Genomic DNA, 12,887 nt, shown 5'->3' on the forward strand with positions numbered 1-12,887 from the left:
CAGTTTTCGGGTAGAGATTCACTATTTGTCCCAACCCCTTTTTATACCCATAGAAATATTTTTCAAAGCTAAACCATTTTTGTCACACGCTATCAAAATATGTTCTATTAGGCAACCCACTGCTCACTTCAGATGACCTTGCACCACACTGCGTGCGCTGCGGCAGTCATCTTCCACTGGTTGTGGGCTAAACGCCTCATGTCACACTCTAGACTTTATTTACGGATGCGTCGTAAATGGTATCTATGGCGTCTTGTAGTAAGGCATTAAATTCATCGTCTGTTTGCGCGTAACGTAATTCTGCTGCAAGTGCACGTGAGAATGAAGCAATCATGTCATGGTTTTCTTTTAATAATTCATTTGCTTTGTCACGACTATAACCACCTGATAAGGCAACTACACGTACAACGTTTGGATGTGCTGCTAATTCACGGTATGTGTCAGCTACTGTAGGAATCGTCAATTTCAACATGACTTTATCATTTTCACCTAATTGATCTAAATTGACTTTGATTTCGTCACGTAGAATTTCTTCGATTGCAGCTTTGTCTTCAGCATTGATATTTACTTCTGGTTCGATGATTGGCACTAAACCAGCGGCAACCACTTTTTTGGCTAAGTCAAATTGTTGTGCGACAACAGCTTTGATACCTTCTTCATTCAACTCTAAAATATTTGAACGTTCTTTTGTGCCAAAAATATTACGGTCATTTGCACGCGCTAATAAATCATCCAATCCAGGGATGTCTTTCATTAATTGCACGCCATTTTCTTTTTCGGCTAACCCTTTATCGATTTTTAGGAAGGGCACAATTCCTTTGTTTGCTAAGTAGTCAGCAGTATATTCACCTTCAACTTCACGGTCCATGGTATTTTCAAATAAGATTGCACCTAAGATTTTCTCGCTAGTGAAAGCGGGACTTGTCATGATACGCGTACGCATTTCGTGTACTTTACCAAACATTTCATCTTCGTTGCTATATGCATCTTCGTCAACACCATAGTCTTTTAATGCCTTTGGTGTAGAGCCACCGGATTGATCAAGTGCGGCAATAAAGCCAGGATCATTTGACATACGATCTAATTGCGCTTCGTTAACAGTCATTGTGAAAATTCCTCCTTTAAATCTTTGCATTGGTTTACCAATTACACTAATTATTATGAACCTATATTTGGCAAAAACAAAAGATAACCCTTGAAAAAGGGATGGCATTTCTATTTCCTAGTCAGGCAACTTTCTTAGTGGTAAACTTATTTTAACAATGAAATGAGAAAGAAGGACTTCCAGCATGACAACAGAAAATCAATTTCCAACACGTGACCAAGTAAACCCAGAAGCTACTTGGGATTTAAGCCAAATTTTTAAAACAGAGGCTGCATTTGAAGAAAGTCTTGCGGATTACAAGGCTAAGGGTCAAGCTTTTAATGACCAATATAAAGACAAATTAACAGACCCTGAAACGATTGCGGCAGCTGTGCTAGCAGCTTCAGACATTCAAGTCATCGGTTCGCAATTATTGCATTACACTTTCCTAGCAGTTGAAGCCGACCGTACCAACTCTCAAGCATCGCTGAAATTACATAAGGTATCTAATGCAAGTAAAGATGTTGCAGAAAACATGCTTTTCTTCCAAAATGCTTTATTAGAAAAATCAGCAGAAGACTTAGCTGAGGTTAAAGAAATCGCACCTGAAACTAGCGATTTCATCGATGAAATCCATCGTCAACAAGCCATCTACCTTGGATCAACAATTGAAGACGTTTTGTTCCAATTTAACCAAGCACATGACCAAAATTATGAAATCTACAACAACTCAAAATTAGCAGACATGACTTTCCCAGACTTTGAAGTCAATGGCAAAACATATCCATTAAGCTTTGTACTATATGAAGACAAATATATGTTTGAAGAAGATACTGACATCCGTCGTGCAGCCTTCGATGCCTTCTCCGCCGAGTTAGCCAAATACAAAAACACCTTTGCAACCACATACTACGGCCATGTTCTACAAGAAAAAGCCCAAGCCAATATCCGTGGTTTCGAATCAGTCATCGATTACTTACTATTTAGCCAAGACGTTGACCGCGAATTATACGACCGCCAAATCAATGTCATTATGGAAGAATTAGCGCCAGTTATGCGTAAATATATTACCCACGTGAAAGAAGTCCGTGGTTTAGACAAAATGACTTATGCTGACTTAAAAATCAGCCTTGATCCAACGTTTTCAAAACCTGTTTCCTTTAAAGAATCAGAAGCTTACGTGAAGCAAGCAACTGCAATTATGGGAGACGATTACTTTAAGGAAATTGCCCCAGCCTACACCGACCGCTGGGTTGACTATGCACAAAATGTTGGTAAATCAACAGGTGGCTTTGCTACAATCGCTGGCCATGTACATCCTTACATCTTGATGAGCTGGACAGAACAACTTTCTGATGTGTATACCTTAATCCATGAGTTAGGGCATGCTGGTCAAATGAGTCGTGCAGAAGCCAACAACTTGTTCATTTCAAGCGAACCAAGTTTATATGTTATTGAAGCACCATCTACTTTCAATGAATTACTATTGACAGGATACTTATTAGACAACGGCGAAGACGACCGTACACAACGGTTTGCCTTAGCCAATATGTTAACCAATACATACTTCCATAACTTCATTACACATTTACTAGAAGCAGCTTACCAACGAGAAGTGTATCGTCTAATCGATAAGGGTGAAGCATTTACTGCCGAAACCCTATCTGAATTAAAACGTGGTGTACTGCAAGATTTCTGGGGCGATGCCGTTGAAATTAACCCAGGTGCTGAATTAACTTGGATGCGTCAACCACATTATTACATGGGGCTATATTCATACACTTATTCAGCAGGTTTAACGATTGCGACACAAGCCTTCTTGAATATTCGTTCAGGCGAAGATGACCAAGCAATTGAAAACTGGAACAATTTCCTAAAATTAGGTCGTATGAATCCAGTCAAAGCCGCTGCCGTTGCTGGTGTAGATATCACCACTGCCGCACCATTAGAAAATACCATTGCCTTCTTAAATGACTCAGTCAATGCCATCATTGATTATTCAAATAAATTAGGCTAGGTCGACCATTGAATCAAACAGAAAGCTTGGTGTAACAATGATCTGGTTTTTTATCGTAGCAGCTTTTTTACTGCTATTCTCAAGTAACTATATGTATAAACGCGAACAAAAGAAAATTTACATCGCATTTGGCGCTCTTGCCGTCGTATTATTGGTATTCTTTATGGCCATGTTAGTAGTATCACAATTTTAAAAGGATGAGAGAAAAAGCGTTCAGCCCTCAACCAGTGGAGAAAGGATGTGACAAAAGGCGTTTTAATCCAAGGCACTGGAAGATTAGTGATGAGACACTCAGAGAGTGTAGCGAACTAATCTGAAGTGACATTGGATTTGCCTTTTGGAACTCAACTAGAATAGTGCCGTGGCACATGCAATGTGACGCAAACTATTCTGAAGTGGGCAGGGGGTTGCTTTTTCGAACTCGACTTTAGGATGAGAGAAAAAGCGTCATTCAGGGAAATTAATCCATTGAATGACGTTTTTTATTATGCTAAAAGTGATATAATCTAAGAAATCATTCGATTTCATTAAAGGAAAATGAGAGACTGTGAAATAGAAGTTTTGCTAGAAAATAAGAAAAGTTTGGTGAATGAATTGAACAACACACTAAAGGTAGAGAATCTAACGAAAATCTATCAAAGCAAAGGGAAGACATTTGAAGCAGTAAAGGATATTAATTTTACAATCAATGACGGTGAAATTGTCGCTTTAATTGGACCAAATGGTGCGGGTAAAACGACCATTGTTTCAATGATTGGTGGCTATATCTTACCAACGGCGGGTAATATTTTTATCAATGGTAAATTAAATAATCGTCATAACGTAGGGATTTCATTTGGTGGAGACCTAGGTTTCTACGGGCGTGTATCTGCAGAGGATAATTTGAAATTTTATGCGGACTTGGCAAATATCCCTTATAAAGATCGTCAAAGTGAAGTATCAAGAGTCTTGAAAATGGTCAATTTGGATGGTAACCGCAAGCAATTGGTTCAAGAATTTTCTAAAGGGATGAATCAACGGTTACATATTGCAAAGGCACTTCTGGGTCATCCAAAATTACTATTATTTGACGAGCCAACCAATGGGGTAGACGTTGAAATGGCAGCTCAAATTAGACAAACCATCAAAGAACTAACGAAAAAAGAAGGCGTAGCGATTCTTTTGACGAGCCATATCATGGGTGAAATTGAATCTTTAGCCGATCGCATCCTCTTAATTGGTGATGGCAGTATTCGTTTTAGCGGTAGTATTTCAGAACTTATTGATAAATCAGGTGTGACACACATTGATCGTCAAGCAACGCTTGAAGAATCCTACTTAGCAATTGCACCATCATTAAGGAGGAAATAATGTTTCGTTTATTCCGATTAATTCTTTTTCATTTGAAGGTGTATGTGCGAAATCAATATTTCCTCTGGTTGCCTATTACTAGTACTTTATCCATTTTCTTCCTCCAATACCTAGCAGCCTATGCTTATGGTGGGTTAACTGACAATAGTTTGTGGCTTCGTAGCGCTATTTTTGGCCTCTGGACGTCAGCAACTACGGCAACAGGTTCAATCGGTTTTCAAAGAAGGCAGGGGACACTACGTTACCTGATTAATACCAATATTCATGACAGTCTGTCATTACTGGCCTTGATCTTGCCTGCATCAATTTTTGGCCTTATTTCCTTTCCATTGTCCTACTTTTTAGCCATTATGATGGGACTACCGGTAGATAATATGTCCTTGGAAGTGGCTGCACTAATCCTATTGATGTGGCTAGCTATTGCAGTCATGGATTTGTTGATCGCAGCATTCTTCGTTTTAACACGTAATGCTATCGTTTATGAAAATCTATTGCACGTGCCTATTATGTTGCTTGCTGGACTAATTGGAAGTGGAGAGGGTTTGTTAAAAATATCAAGCCTGGCGCAGTGGGTAATCCCCGTGGTTGTACCTATTCAGCGTTTGTTAGGCGATAGCACACATTTTTATTGGCTAGCCTTTTGGGTTAGTCTATTCCTATGGGGCATTTTGGCGGTCACACTAGGTAGGTGGCTCCTCAACAAAGCCAAGACAAATGGTGAAGGGGGGATGATTTAAATGCGTGTACAACTTGCATCTTTACCCTACACCCAAAATATCAAAACATTCCTGACACATTTTCTGATATCGCCAATAATCCAAATGTTCTTCTACCTATTAATCAACCAACAATACTCGGGTGAAACGAATATGACCGTTCTGCTAGCAAGCTTGCTATTGTCGACGTCGTCATTTGCATTAGGTAGTATGACGCAACTTTTGGTGATGGATGCTAGCTTGGGTATTTTCAAAGAAGTAACGGTGCATAAACCATTCTCTCTAAAATATTGGGGCGACAAATTTCTAGCAATCTTTTTCTGTGCCGCTGTGCTGTTTATCATGAATAGCATGCTGTTACTGATGATTGGCGTCGATTTTGCCGTGATGGCCCGGGCCTTTATGCTCTTGCCATATGCCATTATCTTTTCGGCTTTCCTAGGTATATTTAGCTTTATTCTTTCTGCGAAAATGGCGAATGACTTCTTTTTCGCAAACCTTTTTGAAGCTATTTTACCCATCGTTTCAGGAGCTGCAGTATCCGTCGAACTTTATCCGCCATTGTTTAAAGGATTCAGCCGCCTTTTTGCCTACAGCTATATGACAGACTTCCTGTATACGGGACATTTCCCCTTTGGCATCTTGGTTATATTTATGATTATCATGATTACCATCACCGTCCTACTGTACAAAGTGATATTCCGCAAAAAATAATTGAGAGATGAAAAAAGAGGGCTGCATGTCCCTCTTTTCATTTTATCCCAACACAAAAAGGATTGGCCGCAGCCAATCCTTTTTGTATTTAAGTCAGTTGGAGGAAGACCTAAATGTCATTGAAATGTTCTGATTATTCACCAAAGTATTTGAAAGCGATGCTTTGGCCTTGTTTGATTTTGTCCCATTGGTTGTCAGTTGTTAATACGTTACCACCATCACATGATGCGAAACCACATTGGTGAGATAAGTATAGACGTTCTTTTGGCACATATTTCGTAGCTTCTTCCAAGCTGCGTAAAGCACGTTCTTCGTCATCTAAATCAGCAGTTTTAGAAGAAAGTAAACCTAATACAACTTCTACATGGTCGTTATCTTTGAAAGCGTCTAAAGCTGAGATATCACCTGCACGGTCGTCATCCCATTCTAAGTAGAAACGGTCGTAACGTTGGTTTTTCAAGAAGAAGTTTGCAATCTTGTTGTAGCTACCATCGCCAGCGTGACGAGATGCGTAGTTACCACGGCAGTTGTGTGTGTAAACTTTTAAACCTAATTCATGACCGTAGTCAATTACAGCGTTGTTTAAAGCAACATAAGCTTCAGCGTTTGCAGCAGCTGCAGCATCATCCCAAGTACCATCAGCGCGACGGAATGGAGAGTTAGAAGAGTCTTCTGCATGGATAGTCCATAGACAGTCATCTAATTGGATGATTTCACCACCAGCAGCAACGTATTCATCTAAGAATTCTTTGTAAGCTTTGATTACGCCTTGACGGAAGTCTTCAGCATTAGCGTAAACACCTAGGTAAGATTGAGGGTTGAAGTTTAATTCTGTAAACATATGTCCTGGAGAAGGGATACATACTTTGACAGCAGAATCAGAATCGTTTAATTCAACCAAACGTTTGTAGTGATCGATGAATGGGTGGTTTTTACCAGAAAGTGGTTCAACAATTTCGATACCGATATCTTTACGTGTTTCAAATGGGTTTTCTTCATCGAAGTCAACGAAGACATAACCTTTATCAGCGATGAAACGGCGAACGCCACCAAAGCCCCAGAAGAAGTCTAAATGCCATAGAGATTTAGAATATTCACCATCTGTAATTTCAGGGAAGTCTAAAGCATTTTCTTTCGCTACAACATCTGCAACAGCTTTGTCTTCAGTTTCTTTGTAGTTATCGAAGTCGTTGTAGAATGGATATTGAATGTCATCACGATGTTCAATTTCTGATTTGTAAGCTAATAAATCTTCAGGACGTAATAGAGAACCAACTGTTAAGAATCGTTTTGATGTATGTGTATGTGTCATAAGTAAAATCTCCTTTGTGCTTGTGTTTTTGTTGTTGTTATTATTATATTTGTAAGGCATAATAATTACAAATAACTATTATGAGTGGATTACCATAGCTTAAAGCTATATTACAGTTCGGGAAAAACGAACACACGCCACGAATGGAGGATTTTCATGCGAATAGAAGACTTACAATACTTTATGAAAGTGGTCGAAGTGGGCAACATGACCCAAGCCGCCAAAGAATTATTCATTTCCCAACCATCACTATCCAAAGCCATCTCCAATCTAGAAAGCGAAATGGGCCTTTCTTTATTTCAACGGACGGCAAAAGGGACCATCCTGACTTTTCAAGGTGAAGAATTTCTGCAATACGCCCGACAAGTCCTTGAGCAAATTGATTTAATGAACAATCGCTACAAAGAAGGGATCACTGCCAACCGCATTTTCTCCATATCCGCCCAACACTACGCCTTCGTGGTCGATGCCTTCGTTAAACTGCTGAGCGAAATGGATGCCGACCAATACGAAGCAACCCTCAAAGAAGAGCGTACCTTCGAAGTATTAGACGACGTGGCCAATTTGAAATCCGAAATCGGTGTTATCTATAGAAGTAACTACAACCAGAAAGTCCTGGAAGGCGCCTTTCACGAGAAACAGCTGACCTTTACACCGCTTTTCCGAACCTCGCCATACGTCTTTATTGATAAACATCATCCTTTGGCGAAAAATGACATCATCACCTTAGAAGAATTGACCGCCTTTCCGCGCCTTTCCTATGAGCAAGGGACCCACAACTCCTTCTACTACTGGGAGGAGATTCTGGCAGATATTCCTGTACCCAAACGGATCATTGTCTCTGACCGGGCCACACTGTTTAACTTATTAATCGGTTTGAACGGTTATACCATATCTTCAGGAATCATCAACGACGACCTGAATAGCCCAGATATTATGGCCATTCCGCTTGAATCGGATGAGGTCATTGAGTTAGGCTACTTAACCGCCAACCAGCATCAACTAAGTAAAATAGCGGAGGAGTACATCGTCCTCTTAGAAGAGTCCATCCAACAATACGCCAAGTAGCCTTTCTTGACCAAGGTGCATATTTTTGCACAAACATGTATAATTTCCTTGAGAAGACTTTTCTTGAAGAAAGAAGGGAGCATTCAACGTGAGAGCAAGCAAGACAACTGCAATTTTCGAACAAATTAAAAAAGACATTAACAATGGCAGCTACAGCATCAACGAAAAACTTGTCGAAGCTGACTTAGCGGCCCAATATGAAACCAGCCGTAATACCATCCGAAGCGTCCTATCTTTACTTGAAAAGGACAACTTAGTAACCATCGAGCCGCATAAAGGGGCCAAAGTTGTATCGCTGAGCCTGAAAGACATCATTAATTTTATGGACTTGCGTGCCGAGGTTGAAGCCTATATTTTCCGCATCGTTACCCCGATTTTGACGGATGAAGATGTGGCGAAAATGACGGCAATCTATCAATCTATGGAAGCTACCAGTGAAGACATTGACTATGAAAACTACTCGAAACTTAACCACGAATTTCATGAAGTCATTTATAGTAATTGCGACAACACGCCGGCTACAGACTTGGTACGTGATCTCATCAGTAAAGTATCCAAGTATTATTCCAAGACCATCCTAATGCCGGGGCGTTTTGAAGCGACGCAGGCAGAACACAAAAATATTCTGGCCGCCGTTAAAGCCAAAGATGGACTCTTGGCCGCTGACCGCGTCCGCGACCACATCCACGGCGTACGTGAAACGTTAATTGAACATTATGGCTATTTAAATCAAACCAATAAAGACTAAAGTAAAGAAGGGTTGTGCGCAGGTACAACCCTTTTTTGATGATTTTTGGGTGATTCTCGAATGGGCGGCTCATTCCATAATAATTGGGGAATTTGTATGAAATGAAAGCTCATTCCATAATTTTTAGGCGGTTTGTATTGAATGGACCGCGATTCAATACACTTATTAGATTTTTTCTTGAATGAAAGTTTATTCCATAATAATTAGGGAATTTATATTGAATGGCTTCTGGTTCCATAATATTGATCAAGAATTGTATGGAATGAAAGCTCATTCCATGAACACTTGCCTGCCTTTTTCAAAAAAATAAATGAACTTTATATTTTTTTAAACAAATTTATCTAGACAAGTTACTTGAAACCGATTACAATGAATTCATCAACAAAATTGCTCACCAAAATTGTTCAACAATTTACCTCAGAGTGAAATTTGCTGAAAGGGTCAAGGGTGATCCCTATGACACATGGATTTATAGCTATACGACAGACGATGTAATCGCAAAGGAGACAGCAGATGGCAACAATTGAATCATTCAACAAATCAGAATTGAAGAAGTCTAATCCCTTATTAACCATGCTACGGACAACCGTCGAGACGGCTTTTTATGGCAGCAACATGCATGAGGTAGCAGACATCAGCGAGGCATATCAACTAGCGAAATCGTCACCAGGTGTCATTATCACTGATATGCCCGTCAAAGAAGCCGAAAAAATGGGCTTACCAGCAGACGCAAAGGTGCTTGTTGAAAATGGAGGCAAGATCACAGGTAGAACGGCCAAAGCTAGAAGATACGTTGGCGAAGATAAAGCCGAAGACGAGAAACTAATTGGCATCATCCGTGAGGTCATTTACCAAAACCGTCGTAAAGCCTACAACAAAGCAACGGCTTACGTTGGTCTGGACAAGGATTTCATCGTAAAAGCACATATCGCTTTTCCCGAAGGCAACGAAAATAACCTATACTCTTGGTTACTTAATTTCCAATGGGCCAATGACGTTTACAACGACTTATACGCCAATTCTAAGCAATACGACGAAGGCGATATTTACGTCTACACCGATCCCGAATGGCGCCATCCAGACTACCCACAAGGATTGGCTTACTTTGAACCCGACCGCAACGTGGCCTGCATCTTAGGTATGCAATACTTCGGCGAATTCAAAAAAGGTACTTTGTCATTAGCCTGGGGGACTGCCCACCGTAACGGCTACGTATCATGCCACGGTGGCTTGAAAGAATTCAGCTTAGCCGATAAAAAACGCGTTTTCGCCTTCTTTGGCCTATCTGGATCAGGAAAATCAACCCTAACGCACTCAAAACACCATAATAAATACAAGGTCAAGGTCCTGCATGACGATGCCTTCATCATTAATTTAGACGATGGTTCATCAATTGCCCTAGAACCTTCTTACTTTGATAAAACACAAGACTACCCAGCAGATCATCCAGAGCAAGAATACTTCATGACCGTCCAAAATGTGGGGGTCACAAAAGACGTCGACGGCAAGATTGTCTTAGTAACTGAAGATATCCGCAATGGGAACGGCCGTACAGTAAAATCACGCTATGCGACAGCCAACAGGGTAGACCGCTTTGAGTCACCAATTGAAGCTGTATTTTGGATCATGAAAGATGATTCCTTACCGCCACTAATCAAAATCGATAATCCCGTTTTAGCAGCAACATTCGGCGCAACATTAGCGACCAAACGTTCATCTGCCGAAGTAGCGCGCCAAGGCGAAAACAGAGATCAATTAGTCATCGAACCATACGCTAATCCATTCCGCGTATACCCATTAATTGAAGACTACAATGATTTCAAAAAATTATTGAGTCGCGAAGGGGTGGAAGGCTACATCATCAACACTGGTGCATTCTTGGATAAGGATGTAACTAAAGACGTGACCTTGAGTGCTATCGAAAGCATTATCGATGATACAGGAACTTTCAAACCATTTGGTAAGGGTACAGGCTTGTCATACCTAGATGTTCCAGGTTACGAACTACCAATGGGCGAGGGTGCATACAAGTACTTGGTGAAAGAACGTATGAATATGCGAAAAGAATACCTAGTGAAATTCAACGCAGAAAACCCAGCCTTCCCATTACCGGATGAAGCCATCAACGCTATTGATCAAATCATCAACGCAATCAAGTAATTGACTAGCATACGGGTTCAGGTCCGTATGCTTTTTATATAGAAAGATATATTATCATGACCAAGAAAAATGTAAATCAAAGCTGAAAGCTTGGTGTATCGGATTATATTATTAAAGTTTACAATTCGTGCATAAATTTACATGATTTGCATTGACTTTTTCTGAGTTGGAGTGGTACAATGTTATACGGTATTGTTTGCCCCATGATAGGCCCCGGAAACCAATTATGAAATCGAACAATCAGACAAGATAAACGGAGGAAATAAAATGCGTACAACATATATGGCGAAAGCAAGCGAAGTTGAACGTAACTGGGTTGTCCTAGACGCAACAGATATTCCATTGGGACGTATCTCTACAGTTGTGGCAAGCATGTTACGTGGTAAAAATAAACCAACATTCACACCAAACGTAGATACAGGTGACAATGTCATCGTTATCAACGCTGAAAAAGTGAAATTAACTGGTAACAAAGCAACAGATAAAAAATACTACCGCCACTCTGGTTATCCAGGTGGAATCTACGAAACAACTGCAGGTAAATTACGTGATGAAAAACCAGCACGTTTAATTGAAAACTCAGTTCGTGGAATGTTACCAAAAAATTCTTTAGGTCGTACTCAATTTACACATTTACATGTATACGCTGGTGCGGAACATCCACATGCAGCTCAACAACCTAAACAATTAGACATCAACGAATTAATCTAAGGAGGGAACAGCAATGGCACAAGCTCAATATACAGCAACAGGTCGTCGTAAAAACTCAACTGCCCGTGTACGCTTAGTACCTGGTACTGGTAACATCATTTTTAACGGTAAAACTATGGAAGAATACTTACCATACGATTCATTATTCGTTATCGTTAAACAACCATTAGCAGTAACACAAACAGAAGGTCAATACGACATCCACATCAACGTAAACGGTGGTGGCTACGCAGGTCAATCAGGTGCAGCTCGTCACGGTATCGCACGTGCTTTACTACAAGTTGATCCTGACTTCCGTAAACCATTAAAAGCGGCAGGTCTTTTAACACGTGACCCACGTATGAAAGAACGTAAAAAACCAGGTCTTAAAAAAGCTCGTAAAGCTCCACAATTCTCAAAACGTTAATCCAGCTGTTGCGAATTTATTCGCTTACAGATGGATTATGGGACGGAGTTTTCGCAGAAAACAAGAACCAATCCAAACACAGCTCACTTGTTGGGCTGTGTTTTTTTGTTTTAAAGTGGTAAATTGTAGATGATAATTATTAGAAGTAGAATTTAAAATAGCATAAGTATATAGTAGAATTAATTTTGGTGATAAAGTAAGACTTTGGCAGTGAATAATTGACATTGTTTTGAATTGGATGGGAGCAAATAATATAGTGGAGAATAATTATCAAATAACCAAAATTGTAGAAAATAATTTGACAAATTTTCAAATGTTTACCACATATAATGATAAACATACACAGGATGTTTTTGAAATAAGTGATCCCTTTGAGTTCTTACTACCTCAGTATTTTGATAATTTCGGATCTAAAGCACTGAATGAACGTTTTAGCTTAGATGGCAGTAATCTACTTAATCTAATTTCAACTTCTACTAATTTAAATGAACTTCTCTTTAGTGATAATGAGGGATATATTTTCCAACCAGATTTTGATAGTTTATCTTCTGATGTAAAAGAAAAATTAAAGTCAGGTGTGAAACCCTACCGTTAAACTGAA

13 protein-coding genes are annotated in these 12,887 nt (G+C 39.8%); 11 read left to right on the plus strand and 2 right to left on the minus strand.

Features of this window, described 5'->3' with window-relative positions:
- Window positions 1-208: 208 nt before the first annotated feature.
- Window positions 209-1,105 (minus strand): fructose bisphosphate aldolase, encoded by an 897-nt coding sequence (locus tag EF384_RS08650; protein ID WP_123781189.1) that lies wholly within the window; start codon window positions 1,103-1,105, stop codon window positions 209-211.
- Between the two features lie 184 nt (window positions 1,106-1,289).
- Here EF384_RS08650 and pepF point away from each other — a divergent pair, with 184 nt between their 5' ends.
- From pepF to EF384_RS08675, 5 genes are all read left to right on the plus strand, one after another.
- Complete coding sequence (pepF, locus tag EF384_RS08655; RefSeq protein WP_123781191.1) at window positions 1,290-3,101, plus strand: oligoendopeptidase F; 1,812 nt, start codon at window positions 1,290-1,292, stop codon at window positions 3,099-3,101.
- Between the two features lie 37 nt (window positions 3,102-3,138).
- Window positions 3,139-3,294, plus strand: coding sequence for a preprotein translocase (locus EF384_RS08660; protein ID WP_094519140.1), 156 nt, complete (start codon window positions 3,139-3,141; stop codon window positions 3,292-3,294).
- Window positions 3,295-3,695: 401 nt separating this feature from the next.
- A complete protein-coding gene (locus EF384_RS08665; protein ID WP_123781209.1) occupies window positions 3,696-4,451 on the plus strand; it encodes an ABC transporter ATP-binding protein in 756 nt (251 codons plus the stop codon).
- Window positions 4,451-5,188, plus strand: a complete 738-nt coding sequence (locus EF384_RS08670; RefSeq protein WP_123781193.1) for a multidrug ABC transporter permease — start codon at window positions 4,451-4,453, stop codon at window positions 5,186-5,188. Before EF384_RS08665 ends, EF384_RS08670 begins: the two co-directional genes overlap by 1 nt.
- Window positions 5,189-5,881 (plus strand): hypothetical protein, encoded by a 693-nt coding sequence (locus EF384_RS08675; protein ID WP_123781195.1) that lies wholly within the window; start codon window positions 5,189-5,191, stop codon window positions 5,879-5,881. It begins immediately after the preceding gene.
- Window positions 5,882-6,014: 133 nt separating this feature from the next.
- Here EF384_RS08675 and EF384_RS08680 read toward each other — a convergent pair whose 3' ends face one another.
- On the minus strand, window positions 6,015-7,193 hold the full coding sequence (locus tag EF384_RS08680; protein ID WP_123781197.1) for a uroporphyrinogen decarboxylase/cobalamine-independent methonine synthase family protein: 1,179 nt from the start codon (window positions 7,191-7,193) through the stop codon (window positions 6,015-6,017).
- A 156-nt stretch (window positions 7,194-7,349) separates the two neighbouring features.
- Here EF384_RS08680 and EF384_RS08685 point away from each other — a divergent pair, with 156 nt between their 5' ends.
- The 6 genes from EF384_RS08685 (at window position 7,350) to EF384_RS08710 (ending at window position 12,881) form a co-directional block, all read left to right on the plus strand.
- The gene (locus EF384_RS08685) at window positions 7,350-8,261 is read left to right on the plus strand and encodes a LysR family transcriptional regulator (RefSeq protein WP_123781199.1); all 912 of its coding nucleotides are present in this window, start codon (window positions 7,350-7,352) and stop codon (window positions 8,259-8,261) included.
- A gap of 88 nt (window positions 8,262-8,349) precedes the next feature.
- On the plus strand, window positions 8,350-9,009 hold the full coding sequence (locus EF384_RS08690; protein WP_123781201.1) for a GntR family transcriptional regulator: 660 nt from the start codon (window positions 8,350-8,352) through the stop codon (window positions 9,007-9,009).
- A 513-nt stretch (window positions 9,010-9,522) separates the two neighbouring features.
- A complete protein-coding gene (locus EF384_RS08695) occupies window positions 9,523-11,169 on the plus strand; it encodes a phosphoenolpyruvate carboxykinase (ATP) (RefSeq protein WP_123781203.1) in 1,647 nt (548 codons plus the stop codon).
- A gap of 267 nt (window positions 11,170-11,436) precedes the next feature.
- The gene (rplM, locus tag EF384_RS08700; protein WP_094519073.1) at window positions 11,437-11,880 is read left to right on the plus strand and encodes a 50S ribosomal protein L13; all 444 of its coding nucleotides are present in this window, start codon (window positions 11,437-11,439) and stop codon (window positions 11,878-11,880) included.
- 13 nt (window positions 11,881-11,893) lie between these two features.
- Window positions 11,894-12,286 (plus strand): 30S ribosomal protein S9, encoded by a 393-nt coding sequence (gene rpsI, locus EF384_RS08705; protein WP_123781205.1) that lies wholly within the window; start codon window positions 11,894-11,896, stop codon window positions 12,284-12,286.
- A 256-nt stretch (window positions 12,287-12,542) separates the two neighbouring features.
- On the plus strand, window positions 12,543-12,881 hold the full coding sequence (locus EF384_RS08710; protein WP_148076707.1) for a hypothetical protein: 339 nt from the start codon (window positions 12,543-12,545) through the stop codon (window positions 12,879-12,881).
- The last annotated feature ends 6 nt before the right edge of the window (window positions 12,882-12,887 follow it).

Source organism: Aerococcus agrisoli (genome assembly GCF_003797145.1).
In the GTDB taxonomy this organism is placed as follows: domain Bacteria; phylum Bacillota; class Bacilli; order Lactobacillales; family Aerococcaceae; genus Aerococcus; species Aerococcus agrisoli.

Excerpts from the sequence above, each read along its gene's own strand:
- EF384_RS08650 (WP_123781189.1), bottom strand. The coding sequence starts at position 1,105 with ATGACTGTTAACGAAGCGCAATTAGATCGTATGTCAAATGATCCTGGC.
- pepF (WP_123781191.1), top strand. The coding sequence starts at position 1,290 with ATGACAACAGAAAATCAATTTCCAACACGTGACCAAGTAAACCCAGAA.
- EF384_RS08660 (WP_094519140.1), top strand. The coding sequence starts at position 3,139 with ATGATCTGGTTTTTTATCGTAGCAGCTTTTTTACTGCTATTCTCAAGT.
- EF384_RS08670 (WP_123781193.1), top strand. The coding sequence starts at position 4,451 with ATGTTTCGTTTATTCCGATTAATTCTTTTTCATTTGAAGGTGTATGTG.
- EF384_RS08675 (WP_123781195.1), top strand. The coding sequence starts at position 5,189 with ATGCGTGTACAACTTGCATCTTTACCCTACACCCAAAATATCAAAACA.
- EF384_RS08680 (WP_123781197.1), bottom strand. The coding sequence starts at position 7,193 with ATGACACATACACATACATCAAAACGATTCTTAACAGTTGGTTCTCTA.
- EF384_RS08685 (WP_123781199.1), top strand. The coding sequence starts at position 7,350 with ATGCGAATAGAAGACTTACAATACTTTATGAAAGTGGTCGAAGTGGGC.
- EF384_RS08695 (WP_123781203.1), top strand. The coding sequence starts at position 9,523 with ATGGCAACAATTGAATCATTCAACAAATCAGAATTGAAGAAGTCTAAT.
- rplM (WP_094519073.1), top strand. The coding sequence starts at position 11,437 with ATGCGTACAACATATATGGCGAAAGCAAGCGAAGTTGAACGTAACTGG.
- rpsI (WP_123781205.1), top strand. The coding sequence starts at position 11,894 with ATGGCACAAGCTCAATATACAGCAACAGGTCGTCGTAAAAACTCAACT.